We start from the raw sequence: 16,677 nt of genomic DNA on the forward strand, positions 1-16,677 counted from the left end.
TGCTCTACAGCGTTCGTCAACTCGACGCCAGCACAGCCCCCGGCATCTGGGAAGTCGAAATCGTCGACGGCGTGCGAGTTCTGCTACACCTGGAGCACGGGGTCGTCATGTTCCGGCGAATCCCCTGTCGTCGCTGCCCACGAGCTCTTCGAGTGGTTGAGCCTGCGAGGGATAAGACGGGATGACGGAAGGACGGACATGGTCACGGTCGGGTCGTCCTACAGTTTGTCCGTGGGTCGCGACCTTGCGATGCCCACAGCACCGGTCGCCGCGATCTACGTCCCTCGCTCCTTCGGTAGCGCCGTCCACCCCGTGGCCACGGCGCGCACGCCGAACGACGTGCTGACGCTCATCCGGTGGTGCGCATCAATCGGCCGTGACCCCCTGGTTTGTGCCAATCCGGTTTCCGGACGGCGACGTCGCTCCTCTGGCCGTAGCGGACGAGGCGCCGGGACCGCGTCCGACTGGCTGCCGCGTCCGGCTGGCTGCATCGGTCGCTCGCACGTGTGGAGAACCGCCGACCTCGTGGACATCGAGCTCAACCGCCGACCGCCTGGCCCGCATGCGCCCCGCCCGACGCCGGCGGATCCATCGGACGACCCGCTTGCGCGACCTGACAACCCGACCGGGTGATGGGACGAAACAACTCCTTGATTCGGGCTGCCAGGGTCGTCTCACCCGTCGAACCACCCCATCACCTGCACGACGTTTGCAAACGCACCGAGCAGCGTGAACGCCCAGCCGACAACGCGCCCCACACACCGGGTGGTTCTCGGCCACCACGGATCTGCGGCGCGGTGCCTCGCGGTGGGCGTAGCGGCCGGACCGGGCGAGCGATGAAGACATGAGGTGCCGATGTGCGGCACAGCCCATCGGAAGAGCGACCTGGTGGCGGCAACTCGGCGGGCCACCCCAGTCTGGGTTCCGTCGCGAGGCTGGTCCCACACCGCAGCGCCCCGCCCCGCCCCGCATCACCACACGCACCCCGGTCCGACCGGTCCAGGGCGATCCGAGGCGGGACGCGGCGGGCCGGTCCGTACCCGGTCCAACGCGCCGGCCCACGCCGGCGCGTTGGACCGGGTACGGACCGGAGCGGCCCACTGATACACCCGTCTCGCTCTTCACGTCATCGCCGACGGGACATCGATCCAACGTGAGACGGGCGCCGTAGTGACGGCACGCCGTACCGCCGTCGTGACGGCACACCGCGCTCAGCCGCATCGGTGACCCGAGGACGCCGCACGAGAACGGCCACCCGAGCCGCCCACAGTCCGCCGCCCGGCCCGCGGCAGCCAGCAGCCAGGAGCCAGCAGCACCGAACACTGAACCAGTACCCCGCTACCGCACCAGCACCCCGCCGGTGCACGCCCCGCCCCCGAGCGCACACGTACGAGCCGGCCAGCCGGAGGTGGCCCGCAGCAAGCGAGCGCAGCGAGCGCAGCGTGTGCGGGACACCGCAGGCGCACGCCGGCGGACGCCGCCTACCCGACCAGCCCGGCAGCGCACCCACCGACCACCGGCCGCTTCAACGGCTCCCCCAGCCACCCCAAGCAAGGGAGCTTGCGAACGCGCCCAGAGAGCGAGCGCAGCGAGCGAAGTGGGTCGTTCGCTTGCGACCGACCCCACCACCCACTAGGCGAAGGGCTTGCCCCGCGCCCAGTGAGGGAGCGCAGCGACCAAAGTGGGTCGGGGCTTGCCCCTGATGCCGAACACCCCTCCACGAAACACACCCACCACCCAAGGGGGTTGGTGTACGTCTGGTGTGCGGACGAGCCCCGGTGTTGGGGCATTTGGACCCCAGAGCGGACCCCTCTCGTAGGTATGGGGTGTTCTAGGGAGTTGCCGTATGGGTACCGCTGCCCGCCTACCGCTCCCGACGCACCGCGCGCATGCTCGGTCGCACCCTCGTCCAGGCCGTCAACTAGGCTCTCGAGAAGAGACGCCAAAGCCGCCCGTGGAAGCGGTTGCGTCGTTAGGCTGCAAGCCGAGTTGCAGAGTCGAAGGGGTCGCAGGTGAAGGCTGGAGACGAGAAGCTAACCGAGGTCTTCACCACGAAGGTCCGCTACGAGATCCCGATCTTCCAGCGTCCCTACACCTGGGACGAGGACAAGAACTGGCTGCCGCTCTGGGATGACCTGCGCCAAGCCGCAGAGCGGGCGGAGGCCGTCGCCGCCACCGAAGCGGGCCCCGACGAACAGCAGGAGCTGTTCCTCGGGGCGCTGGTCACGCAGCATCGCCCGCCGGTACCGAAGCGAGTTCCGACGAAACAGGTGATCGACGGGCAGCAGCGCATGACAACTCTGCAGGTCTTCTTCGCGTCCGCGCACCGCGTCGCTCACGAGCTCGGGGCGACCGACGCGGCCGACTCGTTCCGCACTCTGATCCGCAACCCGGTCTCCTCCGAGAGCGACTACCCCGGTGACGCATACAAGCTCACCCCGCTGCCCGACGACGCCCCGGCATTCAGGTGGTCGGTCCGACTCGCAGGCGACGACGCTTCGTGCCCCGACTCGGACCACAAACTCGTCCGCGCCGCGGCGTGGTTCGAGGACACCGTAAGGACCTGGGCACAGGAAGCGATCGATCCGGTCGATCGTCTCGACATGCTGCACTTCGCGGTCACCGAGCAGATCAAGGTCGTCTCGGTCTACCTCGACGCGCGGGACGACCCACAGGTCATCTTCGAGGCTCTCAACTACAAGGGCGAACCGCTCGACCCCACCGACCTGGTGAAGAACCTGCTGTTCCAGCGGATCGACGCGCAGGGTGACCACTCGGTTGCGCACTCTCTGCACGAGCAGCACTGGCGGCTACTCGACGACAGCTCGTGGCGGCGCAAGGTGACGACCGGACGCATCAGCCGTGTGCGTGCCGACACCCTCTTGGCTTACTGGTTGTCCGCGCAGCTCGGCGACGTCGTATCGGTTGAGCACCTGTACGCGACGTTCAAGACATGGCTGCTCGCGAGCGAGCCCACCCCACGAGCGGCTGACGTGGTCATCGACATCCGCCGATGGGCCGACACGATGGACGAGCTAATCGCCCGACCGACGACCGACCCGGTTAGGCAGGTCGTCGACCGACTCGAAGCGACCAACACGACGACGCCGTGGCCGATGCTGCTGTTTCTCCACGCAACCGGAGACGTTCCGCCGGAGCAGGCGACGCTTGGCGCGCGTGCGCTCGACTCGTTCTTGATGCGGCGCGCGGTCTGCGGCATGACCGCAAAGGACTACAACCGCCTGTTCGGCTCCGTCCTGGGCAAGGTGCGCTCCGCCGCTCCTGAAGTCGCCGGGCACACCGTCGTCGACGAGCTCGCGGCGCAGACGGCAGACGCGCGGTCGTGGCCGACAGACTCCGAGTTTATCCAAGCGTTGGTCGCGGATGACATCTACAACACCATCCCGCGGGCGAGGTTGCGCTCGCTTCTCGTCGGACTTGATACCGCGCTGCACAACGATCACCAGGAGCACCGCGAGGCGCTCACCGCAACGAATCAGGCGTTAACGGTTGAGCACATCCTCCCGCAGCATTGGGAGGAGCACTGGCCACTGCCGGGCGAACGGGACGCGGACGTCGAGCACGCGGTCAGAGCGGGCCACGTTCACCAGCTCGGGAACCTGACGCTAACTGTCCGGCGACTCAACTCAGCGCTGAGCAACGCACCATGGAGCGCGAAGAGACCGACGATCCAGAAGCACTCGTTGCTACGGCTAACAACGGCGTCGATCCTCACCGTGCCCGAGGGCGTCAAGGACTGGACATCGTCCGCCTGGGAACAAGACTGGGACGAGTCTCGGATCCAGGTCCGAACGTTCTGGCTTACCCGGCTCGCGCTTAGCACGTGGTCCCGACCCGACCCGAGCCCGGACTCCGCGCAAAGTGCCCAGTCGGTGGCGGAAGTAGGGGAACCGGCCTCGTGACGTGCGGGAACGACGTCGAGCGTGCTGCGCAGAGCACCCAGTCCGCACCTGAAAGCTCGTGGTTTGACGAGTAGTCGCGGCGCCGCTCGGCACTAGTACCCGGTTTTCAGGGCTCGCCTGGCTCTTCTGCATCCCCGAGTGACTGCTTACGCGCTGGTCGAGCGCCCGCGAAGCCCGAGACAACAGCGACGACCAATGAGATCCGGAAGATGACGGTCGTCAGTTTATCCGGGACCACTGGGGTGTAGCAGCCACTCGAGCAAGTGCCCTGGCCCATGCTGAGGAGGAACCAGGCTGCGCCCCACAACGCCACGAAGACCCCGCCGCCCACGAGTGCAAACGCCAACGCCGCGAAGAGGGCTCTCTCGCGCCATCCACCGTTAGAACCGGTCCCGCTCATGCGCCATGTATCGGCTGCCGGACTGAGGTCCTTTACCACGCGCAGCGGTGAACGTGTGTGCCACTACCCGAGCGGGTCGATCGCCAAGGCCCAGGGCCTCCACCGCCGCCGTCTCGCGAGTCGATCCCTGGAGCGAGCCCGCAACTCCGAGCACGCCATCACGACACGTGGTGCCGCCGACTCCCCCGTCAGAGATCCCACCAGGAACGACAATGAGTTCACACCGGCCGGCTCTGGCCGTACTAGGCGACTGGCGCTGGGAGAGCGGCGTCCATCGCGCGACCACCTTCGCGCTGTCGGCCAGGCACTGCGACTGGCACCTCGATCGCGGTGAGCGCAGGCGCAACGACCAGTGCGATGTGCTCTCGCTGCCCCGCCGGACGCGCTGCGGGCGTCGAACGCCAGTCGAGCCGCGCCTCTGCTTCTGCGACCCGGACCGTCGCTGCGTCAATCGCGGCGTGATAGGCGCCAGTGTCCACGGCTCGTGCGAACGCGCGCCTGGCCGAGCGAACTTCGCGAGCTGCTTCACGGCGCCCACTCTGAGTGGCCTCGGCGCGAGCCTCGGCCGCCGCCACGGGATCAAGCACAGGCGCGAGAGCAGCGCTGGTGACGTCGGACGGACGTCTGATGTCGACCGCTTCGAAGCACCCGGCATCAAGCGCTCGGGCGATCGCACCGACGTGAAGACCGGCATAAAGGAGCGCGGCAACGATCTTGCGTGCGGTGACTCGTGATTGCACCACACCGCGCGCGGCCCAGTAGGCTGCCAGCGCCTCGGTCGTCGCTTCGCGAACGGCGACCTCCTCGGGCGGTTCCGGGGTCGACTCGCCCCAGAAAGCCACGGATTCCCCCGTGGGGAGGTCCGGGCTGACTTCCGTCGTGGCGATCGCGAGCGTCGTCGCTCCCAGGTGCGCAGCGACAATCGCCGGGAGCGCTTGGGCCACGACGTCATCCGGGACACGAGCATCGGCGAGCGCGCGGCCCCGGACGACAGGGATGTTCGCGGCGCGCCAGTTCGAGATGAGGTCGTCGACGAGCGCTGCAGCACTCGAGTTCGCTCCGCTCATCTTGATGTACCCGTCTAGGTAGACGATGCTCTCACATGGCTGACGGACGCGTACCGCGCGCCAGCCCTCGCGAGTTCGTGGCTCACTCTCGAACCACCTGTACCCGCGACTCTCGCGGTAGCTCGTGCACTCGAGCGCGATGGAGCTCGATACGCCGTGGTCGGTCCGGTCGCCGCGGACCTGCTCGCCCCCTGGGAATCTCCTCAGCACACCGTCGTCTGGACGGATCGGCTTGTCGACCTCACTGCCGCAGGTTGCGTGCCGGCGCCCGCGGATCAGGCAACGGTGACTCTCGCCGTAGTGGACGATCCACGAGCGCTGCGGGGTCTAGATCGAGGCGAGCTACACGTTGCGCACCCGTGGCGAGTCTGGGTCAGCCTCGCCCTCGCTGGCGAGACCCAGGCAGCCGATCACCTACGCGAGAAACTGACACGCTCAGGCACGCCGGGCGGCGCGCTCACCTAGGACCTGCGTTGACGCTTGCTCGCGCGCCGTCGCCGCGTCTCGGCACGGTTCGCGGCTTGGAACCCAATCCCCGTCATGCCCGGTCGATCCCGATCCACGCCGAACTCCACCGCCCACGACCGCAGTTCAGTGCGGTACGGATGTCCGAGCTCCGCGCGATCCCATGCGCACACCGCCATGAGAGCGTGCTGCGCAGTGATCCCCAGCCACGCGTCTGCAGCACCCAGTTCCGGATCCGTCACGAAGCCGATCCCGCTGCCCGCAGCATCAGTCGACTCGAGGCAATGCTCAACGAGGTCGTTCCCAGGGTGCGTCAGCGCGGACGCGAACCGGTACAGCACGTACTCGCGATCGCCTCCTTCGATCTCGGCACAGATTCGTTCGAAGTTCCTGCCGGACGTCGCCTCGTCGTCTTCGAGACGCTGGTCAGCGTTCCGCACCACGCTGTCGGACGCGTCGAGCCAGGTCGCCTTCACCGCGCTGGCTAGCAGGTTCTTCCGCTGGCGATGGCCCTCCCGGAGTACTGCTCGCAGATTGCCTCGGTACAGCTCGAGCCACACAGCACGAATCGAGCACTCGATCACCTGACGCACCATAGGCATCATGACGAGCCCGTGGCCTGTCTGGTGGAGTTCGGAGACCGCGGTCGCGAGCTGTACCGAGTGAGCGACGTGAGCGAACAGCACCGGCGCGAAGGCCAGGTCGAGCGTCGTTGCGAACCGCGCGTTGTCCCTGGCGACGTTCCACGTCCCGGCAAGTTCCTTGATGACCTCGTGACAGCGCTCAACTGTCGGCGCCACTTGCTCGTCTGCGTACGCCATGGCGGGATCATGGCACCCATGCGGCGCCCGAGCGGCGCCCTCCCCCGGCGGTGTCCTGCTCCCACGGCTGCGCCACCCCGAGCCGCTGCGGCCGTCGTTGCGCCTCACGCCAGCACCGCTGCCGGCGTGCGCAGCACGTCCGGAAGCGAGCGCGGGTTGCGCGCGAGCTCACCTTTAGGGCCCCCTGCGGGTTACCTGAGGTGTTCTCTTAGGGTACTGGGTGTCACCGGTGACACCCCCTCCGGACACTCGTTGAGACAGCGAGCATCACGGCCCGTGACCTGCGGCAACGCGGGGCACGGGCCGTTGTGTGTCCTGCCCCGGCGTGACATCCTCGGCGGGTGGACAACGACAGCACCCCGGATCGCGCCACCTCCTTCGGGACGGCGGCCGGCGCCTACCACGCCCACCGCCCGACCTACCCGGACCAGGCGGTCGCCTGGTGTGTCCCCACCGAGGCCCTCGACGTCGTAGACCTGGCCGCCGGCACCGGCAAGCTGACCGAGCGGATCCTGGCACAGGGCGTCCCCGGTCGGCGGGTGACGGCCGTCGAACCCTCCGACGGCATGCGCGCGGCCCTGATGGCAGCGCTGCCGGAGGTGACCGCGCTGGACGGGTCCGCCGAGACCACCGGACTGCCGCCCGCGTCGGCCGACGCCGTGACCGCCGCGCAGGCCTGGCACTGGTTCGACGCCGAGCGGGCCTCCACCGAGCTGGCCCGGGTGCTACGACCGGGCGGCACGCTCGCCGTGCTGTGGAACATCCGCGACGTCGACTCCCCCAACGCCACCTGGCTGGCGGAGTACGAGGAGATCGTGCACCGCGGCGACCCGTTCGAGCCGGAGCGCACCACCCCCGCGCTCGGACCCGAGTTCGGACCGGTGCAGCACCGCTCCTTCGCCTGGGCCGACACCATCCGGCCGGCGGCGCTGCGGGACCTGGCCGCGTCGCGCTCCCACCTGCTCACGCTGGCACCGGACCGCCGGGAGGCCCTGCTCGCCGCGATCGACCGGCTCGCGGCCACCCACCCCGCGCTGCGCGGCCGCGACACCGTGCCGATGCCGTACCGCACGGACTGCTACCGCGCGATCCGCCTGATTTCCCCTGGACACGCCCCCGACCCCAGGCCCTAGCGTCCGGGGATGGCACAGCACGACCTGGACGCGCACATCCGGACCTACTACGCCGACCACTTCGACGAGGCCGGTCGCCTGGTCACCCGCTCCGCCGCCGGCCGGGTCGAGCACCGGCGCACCCGCTCCCTGGTCGCCGGCCTGCTCGCGCCCGGCTCCCGGGTGCTGGACGTCGGCGGAGCCACCGGCGCGCACGCCGGCTGGCTCGCCGCCGACGGCCACCGGGTCACCCTGATCGACCCCGTCCCCGAACAGGTCGCCGCCGCGGCCCGGATCGGCACCTTCGACGCCCAGGTCGGCGATGCCCGGGACCTGCACGTCGACGACGCCTCCGTGGACGCCGTCCTCCTGCTCGGACCGCTCTACCACCTGCGCTCGGCCGACGACCGGCACCTCGCCCTGACCGAGGCGCACCGCGTCCTGCGCCCCGGCGGCACCCTGGTCGCCGCCGGCATCTCCCGGATCGCGGCCCTGCTCGATCTGCTGCTCGCCCACGACGAACGCCCCTCCGCCGACGTCCTCGCCACCCTGCTGGACGACGGCGCCAGCCCCTACGACCCCGCCGCGGGCGTCTTCCCGGTCGGACACTTCCACGACGCCGCCGAACTCCGCGCCGAGGTGCAATCCGCCGGCTTCACCCAGGTCACCGTCACCGGCGTGGAGGGGCCAGCCTCCCTCGGCATGGAGGTGCTGCCGCCCGACGACGCACTGGTCGACGCCGGCTGCGCGCTGGCCGAGGCGGCGGACGCGGTGCCGATGATCCGCGACCTGTCGGGGCACCTGCTGGCCGTGGGGGTCCGGGCGGCGAGCTAGCAGCTCCGGCTGACGGCTGCGGGCGAACACTCCTGGGAGCCGAGCACCGCATGCCGCAGCCGGATCAGCCCCATCGGCGACAGCGCGTCCGTCCGGGGCCAGAACCCCGGCCCGGCCGCCTCGCCCTCGGTGGCGTCCTCGACGGTGCGCCACCCGGCACCGGCCAGCGCTGCCGACACCTCGTCCGGGGCCGGGGTGTACCGCCACGGCTCACCGGTCGCCCCGGTCGCGGCGGACACGGCCTCGGCGTACGCGGCGCCCGGTCCATCGCGGAGCGCGGGCGGCAGGACGTAGTCGAAGACCAGCATCGACCCGGGGGCGAGCCGGGCGAGGTCGGCGAGCTGCGCCTGGATGGCGTCGCGGTCGAGGTACATGCTGACGCCGAGCCAGGCGACGAACACGGGGCGGTCGGGGTCCAGGCCGTGCCGGAGCAGGGCGTCGACCGCGCTCGCCTCGGCCAGGTCGCAGGGCACGGGCCGGCCGCGATCGGGGCGGGCGGCCGCGGCGAACAGCTGGGCGCGCCAGTCGAGCACCGGTCCGCGGTCGACGAGCCAGGTGTCGGCCGCGTGACGGTGCGCGGAGGTGTCCAGGCCGGCGCCGAGCACGACGTACTGGTCGAGGCCGGACCGGGTCAGGCGCTGCTCGGCGAAGGCGCTGCGGGTGACCGCGCTGAGCCGGGCGGCGGCGAGCAAGGGCTGATCGGGGTGGGCGCGCTGGTAGTCGAGCGGGGACGGCCCGGGCAGGGCGTCGCACAGGGCGCGGGCGACGTCGTCGTCGATCAGGTGGGGTGGGTGGTCGACCAGTCCGTGGGCCGCGCGGGCGGCGGCGGACATCAGTGCGGACATGCTGGCAGCGACAGGAGCGTTCACTTCAATTCAGTATCACGGCGGGCGCTCCGGGCGCCGGAGGCACGCCGTGATCAGCGCAGATCGAGGGTCCACCAGGTCGCCGCGGGCACCGGCGCGAAGCCGAAGGAGCGGTAGAACGCCAGCCCGGAGCCGACGTAGGCCTCCCGGGCACCGCGCTCCCGGCACCGGCGCAGCGCCCCGAGCACCGCGGCCCGGCCGAGCCCCCGGCGCCGCTCGCCGGGGACGGTGCACACCGGTTCGACCAGGGCGTAGTGCGTGCCGGGTGCGTACCAGGTGCCGCAGTAGGCGGCCCATCGACCGTCCGGGTCGGCCACCGCGACGTGCAGGGCGGGGTCCAGGTGCGGGCCGGAGACCGACTGCCGCCGCAGGTCGAGCTGGTGAGCGCTGGGGGTGTCGGCGGTCTGCGCCTCCTCCGGCCCGCCGAAGCCGAGCGCGAGCACCCGGTGGAACTGGGTGAGACCGGGATCGGATCGGAGGTCGACCAGGCGGTAGCCGGGCGGCAGGTCGGCATCGAGGCCGGTGTCGAGGTCGAGCACCGCGGTGGCCTCGCCGTCCTGGCCGGCCCGGAACCCGTTCGCGGCGACGACCCGCTGCCACGCGCGGTCGGCGTCCGGCACGATCACCGAGACCCGGCCGTCGTGCCCCAGGTGTTCGATCGCGTGCCGGACCAGTTCGGGCGCGAGGTCCTGGTGGCCGGGATCGCACAGCAGGTAGGCATGCCCGGGCGCGTCCTCGAACGTCGCCACCGCCACCACCCGGCCGCCGCGCTCCCACAGGCCGATCCGGGACTGGGCCGCCGGGTCGCGCAGCATCGAGAACGCGGCGTTGCGCTGCGAGATCATCCACTCCCAGCGCGCCCAGAGGAACCCGGGCAGGCGCACGGTCCCCTGGTTGATCCGCAGCAGGAGGTCGCGCACCCGGTGGAAGTCGTCGCCGAACCCGGTCTCGGGGCCGTACGGGCGCATCGTGGTCATGGTGGTCCTCGTCTCGCCGTGATGGTTCGCCCGGACCGCACGGTAGGCGCGGCGCCGTACGGTCGGCGAGGGATTTGCCGGAGCCGGGACCTCCGGCCCGGCGGCTCCCCGGCGCGATCCGCCTAGGCTCACAGCCCTCGCAACCCCCACCCCCGGAGGCACCGTGAACCCCGTCCCGGACCGACAGCCCGACGTCGCCGACGACTTCGGTGGACCGGAGCTCGACCCGGCGCTCTGGGTCCCGCACTACCTCCCGCAGTGGACCACCCCCGACCGCTCCGCCGCGCGCTACGACCTCACGCCCGACGGACTGCGGCTGCGGATCGACGCCGACCAGCCGCACTGGCGGGACGAGGACGCGCCGATGCGGGTGTCGAACCTGCAGACGGCGACCTTCTCCGGGCCGCTGGGTTCGCAGCGGGGCACGCACCTGCACCGTCCGGACGGGTTGCGGGTGCGCACCGTGGTGCCCGCGCGGTCGCTGTGGGCACCGGCCGCCGGCCGGGTCGAGGTGGACGCGCTGGCCGCGACCGCTCCCGGGGCGATGCTGGCGGTGTGGCTGGTCGGGGTGGAGGCCGGCCGGCCGGAGGACAGCGGTGAGATCTGCGTGTGCGAGATCGACGCGGAGACCGTGTCCACCGATGGCTGCCGGGCCCGGATCGGGGTGAAGGCCCATCACGATCCGCGGCTGCGCACCGACATGGCGGAGGTCGACGTCCCGGGTGATGCGACCGTGCCCCGCACCTGGGGCGTGACCTGGGACGCCGACGGGGTGCGGGTCGACGTGGACGGGATGCTGCTGCGCACCGTCGACCAGGTGCTGGACTACCCGGTGCAGCTGATGGTCAGCCTGTTCGAGGTGGCGCCGGTCGCCGAGCCGGGCGAGTACCCGCTGACCGCCGGGATCCGTGCCGTGCGTGGCTGGGGGCGCTGAACCGCGGCCCCACCGCGGTCTCGGGCCGGCCTGCGGGATCACCGCCAGACCGGTCGTCGTGCCCCCCACCAGGCCACCCCGCACGCGAGGACCAGCACCCCGACCAGCAGGGCATACCCCCCGGGCGCACCCGCACCCGCGAGCACCGGCTCGGCGCACCGCGGCACGTCACAGACAAAGCTGCCGGCACGCCCGTGATCCTCGGAGCGGAGGAACCCGTGCAGCAGCGCCGCCGGGGTCCGGAAGCCGAGGGACAGGACCGGCATGAGGGTCTCGACGATCAGCACATAGCCCAGCAGGAGGACGACGACCGCGACATCGGAGCGCAGCAGGGTGCCCAGGGCCACCCCCGCGGCGGCGCCCGCCGCGACCAGCAGAACACCGCGGGCCACCATCAGGGCGGTGCCGAGGTAGTCCACACCAGAGAGCGTGCCGTGCAGCCCGGCGACGATCACCGCCAGCACGATGACGAGCAAGGCGGCCAGCAGGGCGACGACCAGCGAGCCGGCGGACCAGACGGCGACCCGGGCAAGGGCCGTGGCGGAACGGGCGTCCCGGGTGGCGCGGGCGGTTCCGACCATGCGGTTGCGCCAGTCGCCACCCGCGAGCAGGGCCCCGCCGACGAGGGCCAGGACCGCGCAACCGACCAGGAACCCGGCCAGGTCGTGGGGGAACTGACCGGCGAAGACGTAGCGCGGTTCGACGAAGGTCTGCGCCGGGGTGGTGAGGTCGCCGAACATGGCAGACAGCTCGGCCGCTTCCTGTTCCGCCGCCCGGACCGCGCCCGCGGTGTCGGCCGAGGTCGTGACGAACCGGAAGATCGCGAGGGCGAGTGCCAGGGCGGCCATGGACTGCACCGTCCCGCGACTGACGCGCCGGTGGCGTTGCAGGTGGATCTCCGCACACAACGTGTTCATCGGCGCCGCCGCCGGGTGGAGCGGTGCTCGGGGGCGGCGGCGTACCGCCGGTAGATCCGTTCGAACAACGAGGTGTCCACGGTCGACTCCATCAACTCGACGTGCCCGGCCAGGGTCCGGACGACCGCAGGCAGCCGCGCGGACGCGGCCACGTGGACGCCGCGTTCGGTGCTGGTGGCCGTGAGGCCGGCCTCGCCCAGGAGGCGGCAGGCGAGTTGGTCGTCGCCGGTGCGCAGCAGGTGCCCGGGCACCTCGACGGCGCTGGCGACCTGGGCGACAGGCCCGTCGGCGGTGACCCGGCCGTCGCGCAGGCAGGTGACACCGTTGCAGACGTACTCCAGTCGGGCCAGGTCGTGGGAGCAGATCATCACCGTGCGGCCGCCGGCCCGCAGCGTGGTCAACACCTGCATCAGCGCGTCCACTCCCTGGGGATCGAGGCCGGTGGTGGGTTCATCCAGCACGATGATCGGGGAATCGGCGATCAGTGCGCAGGCAATTGCCACCCGCTGCGCCATCCCGGTGGACAGCCGCCCGAACCGGCGGTCGAGGAATCCCCCGATCGCGCAGGTGGTGACGGCAACCGCGACGGTGTCCCGCGTGGCGCCCTCGCACCTGCGTCGGTGTTCCAGGATGTCGTGGACCGCGAGCTCGGGTGGCATGGCCGAGCTGGCGAACAGCACCGTGGCGGTGCCCGTCGATGTGATGGACCCGCGGCGCAACGGGATCTGGTCGGCGAGCGCACGCATCAGGGTGGTCTTGCCGGCCCCGTTGTGTCCGAGCACGGCGTGCACCGTCCCGGCCGGCACCCGGAAGCTGACGTCCCGGACCAGGTCCCGGCCGGTGCGGCGCACGGTCACCGCGCAGAACTCGACGGCAGCGCCCATCAGGATTGCGAGACCGCACAGACCACCGGAGTGTCCGGACCATTCCATCGATCATCGGGCACGACCGCGATCTGCAGGAGCCCGGTCACCGGGATGTTCCGCTCGGCGGCGTACGCCTCCACTGCGGCTTCACACGCGGCTGTGGCATAGCCGATGACCACGGCCTCAGCGGGCTGCTCCACAGGCGCATCCGGCCCGACTGTCACCACTGCCTCGATCGGCACGGAGCCGGACTCCGTGCAGGAGATCACGGGCACCATTCCGTCGATCGGTACCGAGTCGCCCAGGCAGTGGTCGGTGGTCGTCTCCTCGAACGGCGTCGGCTCGAACACCGACCGATCCGCGGTGCCGAAGTGAGCGCCTTCATCGGATCCGGGATCATCGGCGCACGCGCCGAGCGTGGCAGCGAGGGCGACTGCCGCCGCTGCCACGCCCACCCGGTATCGGATCAGCACCGCCGAGTTCCGTACGCGGTGTCGGCGGTGTCCCCGTCGGAGCCACCGTTGTTGTCCGCCCGCCACACCCAGGTGCCATTGGTGCGTGAGCTGTTGTAGTGGTTTCCGGTCACATGCCCGTGGCCCATTGCGGTGCTTGGCGCCTCTGCTCTCGGGTTCGAGTTGATGGTGAGGCTCAGCGCGTGGCACGACGTGTTCGCACTCGATGGCGTCGGATCAGCCGCCACAATCACGCCCGACAATGCGACAACCGCTGCGAGTGCGATCAAGCGACGCCTGGTGCGAGACAGGGAGACTGCCTCAATGCGAGTCAGTTGCATGCTGCCACCCCGTAGGCGGTGTCCCACGTGTCTCCATCCGATCCACCATTGTTGTCGGCGGTGTAGTACCACACCTTGTTGGTCATACTCCGCACATAGTGGTTGCCGGTCACATGTGCGTGCCCACTCGCCCGGGTCGGGCCCTCGGCTCGCGGATTCGAGTTGATGATCATCGAGCTGTAGGAGCACGGAACTGCCGAGGTCGCGGCCCCGGTGGGCAGGACGACCACCGCGACGGCCACTCCTATCACGCCGACGACGGCGGCAAGACGTTTCTTCATCGAACATTCCCCTCTCGCTGGTGCGTGAGATGGGAACACTACTGGCGTCACTGGGGCCTATGTGTCGATTTCGACTGCCTTTATTGAACCGTTATACGAGCGCCACCCACAACGACCAGCGCCCGATTGGGAGGCATTTTCGGACACTGCTGGGTGCGTCGACGGCCAGACCTAGGAGAGTCGATGCCCGGACGTAGGTGCCGGTCAGGGCCACTCGTGCGTCGTCGACAAGTCGCCTGTGTGGGTGGACCCGATCCACGGATGTCTCGCCATGTGAACGCTGCGCTCCGATCTGAGACCGCACGCATTCCGTCCCCGGGAGTGGCAGGGCCGAGTTCGCGTTAGCGCGGTCCCGGGTCGTCGTGCAGCGTCACCGCCAGCACCGCGATGTCGTCCTGGCCGCTGCCCTCCGGCACCATCCCCGCCAGCACGTCGTCCAGCAGCCGCCGCGGGTCCAGGTGCGCCGGTCCCCCGGCCCGCTCGGCGAGGTCCGCGAGCAGCGCGCGCAGCGCCGCGAGTCCGTGCGGCAGATCGCGGTCGCGGCGTTCGACCAGGCCGTCGGTGTACAGGATCAGGGTGGAACCGCGCGGGACCTCGGCGACGCCCTCGCACCGGTCGTCGCCGGGGGCCAGACCGAGGACGAGTTCGGGGCTGGCGCAGTGCAGCTCGTGCACCCGCGAGTCGGGCTCGATCAGCATCGGGGGCAGGTGTCCGGCATTGGCCCAGCGGACGGTGACCCGGCCGCTCGGGGTCGGGCTGGGGTCCAGGCACATCACGACGGCGGTGGCGATCGTGCGGGTGTCCAGGGCGGCCATCGTGGTGTCGAGTTGGTCCAGCAACCGCGCCGGTGGCAGGCCGGTGGTGTGGGCGATCCCGCGCAGCAGGGTGCGGACCTGGCTCATCCCGGCGGCGGCCAGGGTGTCGTGGCCCATCACGTCGCCGATCACGAACATGCACCGCTCGCCGTCCTGGACGAAGACGTCGTACCAGTCGCCGCCGACCTGGGCGGCCTCCGCGGCGGCGACGTAGCGGGCGGCGACCCGGGTGCCGGGCGGTTGGACGGGCTCGGACAGCAGCGAGCGCTGCAGGGTCTCGGCGATCTCCCGCTGGCGGTCGTGGATCCGGGTGCTCTCCAGCAGCACGCCGGCGCGGTCGGCCAGCTCGGCGAGGGTGGGGACGTCGTCGTCGGTCAGGTCGGGTTCGCCGGCTTCGAGGAACAGGGAGATGGCGCCGACGGTGAGCTCGCCGGCCCGCATCGGCAGGGCGTACGCGGCGCGGGGCGCGAGCTGGTTCAGCACGGTGCGGGCCTCCCCGGTGACGGTGGCGATCACGGAGTCGAGGCCGTCGCGCACGATCACCGGTCGGCCGCTGCGCAGCGCACGGTGCAGGATCGACTCGCGGCCGAGCCCCGCCTGGCGCAGCCGGGCGTACTGGGCGACCGTCTCGCGCCGCGCCGGGTCGGCATGCCAGCTCGCCAGGTCCTGGAGGTTCTCCTGCTGGTCGGCGAGGGTGATGAGGCACCAGGAGCCGAGCGCCGGGACCAGCCGCCGGGTCAGCCGGCCGACCGCCTGCCGGACGTCGGCGGCCGACGCCAGGTCCTCGCTGACCGAGGCGAACAGGGCAAACCGCTGGGCGGCGACCGCGGCGGCCTCCAGGGTGGCGGTGGCGGTGTCGGCCATCGCGCGCAGCACCCGGACGTCGGCGTCCTGCCAGTCCCGCGGCTCGGCACCGTAGACGCACAGCGCGCCCAGGTGCCGGCCGCAGTCGTCGACCAGTGGGGCCCCCAGGTAGGAGCGGACGTGCCCGGCCGCCACCGCGGGCAACTGCCGCAGCGCGTCGTCCTGCCGGGCGTCGGTGACGATGACCGGACCGGCGCCCGCGGCGGTCGCGGTGCACAGGGCGTCCTCGAGTGAGCAGGACGACCCCACCGGGGCGTAGGGGGTGCCGTCGACCGCGGCGATCGTCTCGACCTCCGCCAGCAGGGAGACCTGGGCGGCCTCGGCGCCCAGCACCTCCACGGCCAGGTGCGCCACCCGCTGCAGCGGCGTCGCCCCCACGGCGGCGAGCAGTCGCCGCGCCGCGCTGATCCGCCCGCGGTCGGCCCGCAGGTAGCGGACCGCCTCCCGCCGGTCTGTTCCCCACTACCCGGTGTCCGGCATGGTGCACGCTCCCCGCCCTCGTCGACCACGGGGGCCGCGATCCGGCCGTCGGGCGGGCACCGGCGATGGCCGGTCCACCCGGGCCGGCGGCTCGGCCGGCCGGAACGACGCACCCACCACCGGCCTGCGACCGGTGGGGACACCCCCTGACCTGACAAGGATCGCATCGTGGGGTGCCGGCCCCTAGGACCGCGGGCCCAGGACAGCAGTCCCCCGTGGCGGGCCCGCCACCGGCGGGCGAGCAGGCCGTCTGCGCCAGGCG

13 protein-coding genes are annotated in these 16,677 nt (G+C 71.2%); 4 read left to right on the forward strand and 9 right to left on the reverse strand.

Translation table 11 applies throughout. From position 1 onward, the window contains the following. Positions 1 to 2,012 precede the first annotated feature (2,012 nt). A complete protein-coding gene (locus HGA03_RS19550) occupies positions 2,013 to 3,923 on the forward strand; it encodes a DUF262 domain-containing protein (protein WP_168629353.1) in 1,911 nt (636 codons plus the stop codon). Positions 3,924 to 4,565: 642 nt separating this feature from the next. On the opposite strand, the gene HGA03_RS06195 is transcribed toward HGA03_RS19550, so the two are convergent. Both HGA03_RS06195 and HGA03_RS06200 read right to left on the reverse strand, forming a co-directional pair. Further along, complete coding sequence (locus tag HGA03_RS06195) at positions 4,566 to 5,390, reverse strand: hypothetical protein (protein WP_168629354.1); 825 nt, start codon at positions 5,388 to 5,390, stop codon at positions 4,566 to 4,568. Between the two features lie 461 nt (positions 5,391 to 5,851). After that, the gene (locus tag HGA03_RS06200) at positions 5,852 to 6,676 is read right to left on the reverse strand and encodes a DUF5677 domain-containing protein (RefSeq protein ID WP_168629355.1); all 825 of its coding nucleotides are present in this window, start codon (positions 6,674 to 6,676) and stop codon (positions 5,852 to 5,854) included. Between the two features lie 341 nt (positions 6,677 to 7,017). Here HGA03_RS06200 and HGA03_RS06205 point away from each other — a divergent pair, with 341 nt between their 5' ends. Further along, complete coding sequence (locus HGA03_RS06205) at positions 7,018 to 7,809, forward strand: class I SAM-dependent methyltransferase (protein WP_168629356.1); 792 nt, start codon at positions 7,018 to 7,020, stop codon at positions 7,807 to 7,809. Positions 7,810 to 7,818: 9 nt separating this feature from the next. Beyond that, positions 7,819 to 8,622 carry a class I SAM-dependent methyltransferase gene (locus tag HGA03_RS06210; RefSeq protein ID WP_168629357.1) on the forward strand — a complete coding sequence of 268 codons (804 nt, stop codon included), beginning with the start codon at positions 7,819 to 7,821 and terminating at the stop codon, positions 8,620 to 8,622. On the opposite strand, the gene HGA03_RS06215 is transcribed toward HGA03_RS06210, so the two are convergent. Then, complete coding sequence (locus HGA03_RS06215; RefSeq protein ID WP_203767700.1) at positions 8,619 to 9,467, reverse strand: class I SAM-dependent methyltransferase; 849 nt, start codon at positions 9,465 to 9,467, stop codon at positions 8,619 to 8,621. The genes HGA03_RS06210 and HGA03_RS06215 overlap by 4 nt on opposite strands. 74 nt (positions 9,468 to 9,541) lie before the next feature. Beyond that, positions 9,542 to 10,465 carry a GNAT family N-acetyltransferase gene (locus HGA03_RS06220; RefSeq protein ID WP_168629358.1) on the reverse strand — a complete coding sequence of 308 codons (924 nt, stop codon included), beginning with the start codon at positions 10,463 to 10,465 and terminating at the stop codon, positions 9,542 to 9,544. 163 nt (positions 10,466 to 10,628) lie between these two features. Here HGA03_RS06220 and HGA03_RS06225 point away from each other — a divergent pair, with 163 nt between their 5' ends. Then, positions 10,629 to 11,399, forward strand: coding sequence for a glycoside hydrolase family 16 protein (locus HGA03_RS06225; protein WP_168629359.1), 771 nt, complete (start codon positions 10,629 to 10,631; stop codon positions 11,397 to 11,399). A gap of 38 nt (positions 11,400 to 11,437) precedes the next feature. Here the strand turns inward: HGA03_RS06225 and HGA03_RS06230 are convergent, their stop codons facing one another. From HGA03_RS06230 to HGA03_RS06250, 5 genes are all read right to left on the reverse strand, one after another. Continuing rightward, entirely contained in the window at positions 11,438 to 12,247 is an 810-nt protein-coding gene (locus HGA03_RS06230) for a hypothetical protein (RefSeq protein ID WP_168629360.1), read from the reverse strand. Positions 12,248 to 12,312: 65 nt separating this feature from the next. After that, positions 12,313 to 13,200, reverse strand: a complete 888-nt coding sequence (locus HGA03_RS06235) for an ATP-binding cassette domain-containing protein (protein WP_168629361.1) — start codon at positions 13,198 to 13,200, stop codon at positions 12,313 to 12,315. Continuing rightward, a complete protein-coding gene (locus HGA03_RS06240) occupies positions 13,200 to 13,655 on the reverse strand; it encodes a hypothetical protein (RefSeq protein ID WP_168629362.1) in 456 nt (151 codons plus the stop codon). Before HGA03_RS06240 ends, HGA03_RS06235 begins: the two co-directional genes overlap by 1 nt. 310 nt (positions 13,656 to 13,965) lie before the next feature. After that, positions 13,966 to 14,256: a hypothetical protein gene (locus HGA03_RS06245; protein ID WP_168629363.1), complete on the reverse strand. Its 291-nt coding sequence runs from the start codon at positions 14,254 to 14,256 to the stop codon at positions 13,966 to 13,968. Positions 14,257 to 14,597: 341 nt separating this feature from the next. Continuing rightward, entirely contained in the window at positions 14,598 to 16,313 is a 1,716-nt protein-coding gene (locus HGA03_RS06250) for a SpoIIE family protein phosphatase (RefSeq protein WP_168629364.1), read from the reverse strand. Positions 16,314 to 16,677: the final 364 nt, after the last annotated feature.

Source organism: Cellulomonas denverensis, assembly GCF_012396125.1.
Classification (GTDB): Bacteria; Actinomycetota; Actinomycetes; order Actinomycetales; family Cellulomonadaceae; genus Cellulomonas; species Cellulomonas denverensis.

Coding starts and splice junctions, on each gene's coding strand:
- HGA03_RS06195 (WP_168629354.1), bottom strand. CDS start 5,390: ATGAGCGGAGCGAACTCGAGTGCTGCAGCGCTCGTCGACGACCTCATC.
- HGA03_RS06200 (WP_168629355.1), bottom strand. CDS start 6,676: ATGGCGTACGCAGACGAGCAAGTGGCGCCGACAGTTGAGCGCTGTCAC.
- HGA03_RS06210 (WP_168629357.1), top strand. CDS start 7,819: ATGGCACAGCACGACCTGGACGCGCACATCCGGACCTACTACGCCGAC.
- HGA03_RS06215 (WP_203767700.1), bottom strand. CDS start 9,467: ATGTCCGCACTGATGTCCGCCGCCGCCCGCGCGGCCCACGGACTGGTC.
- HGA03_RS06220 (WP_168629358.1), bottom strand. CDS start 10,465: ATGACCACGATGCGCCCGTACGGCCCCGAGACCGGGTTCGGCGACGAC.
- HGA03_RS06230 (WP_168629360.1), bottom strand. CDS start 12,247: ATGGCCGCCCTGGCACTCGCCCTCGCGATCTTCCGGTTCGTCACGACC.
- HGA03_RS06235 (WP_168629361.1), bottom strand. CDS start 13,200: ATGGGCGCTGCCGTCGAGTTCTGCGCGGTGACCGTGCGCCGCACCGGC.
- HGA03_RS06245 (WP_168629363.1), bottom strand. CDS start 14,256: ATGAAGAAACGTCTTGCCGCCGTCGTCGGCGTGATAGGAGTGGCCGTC.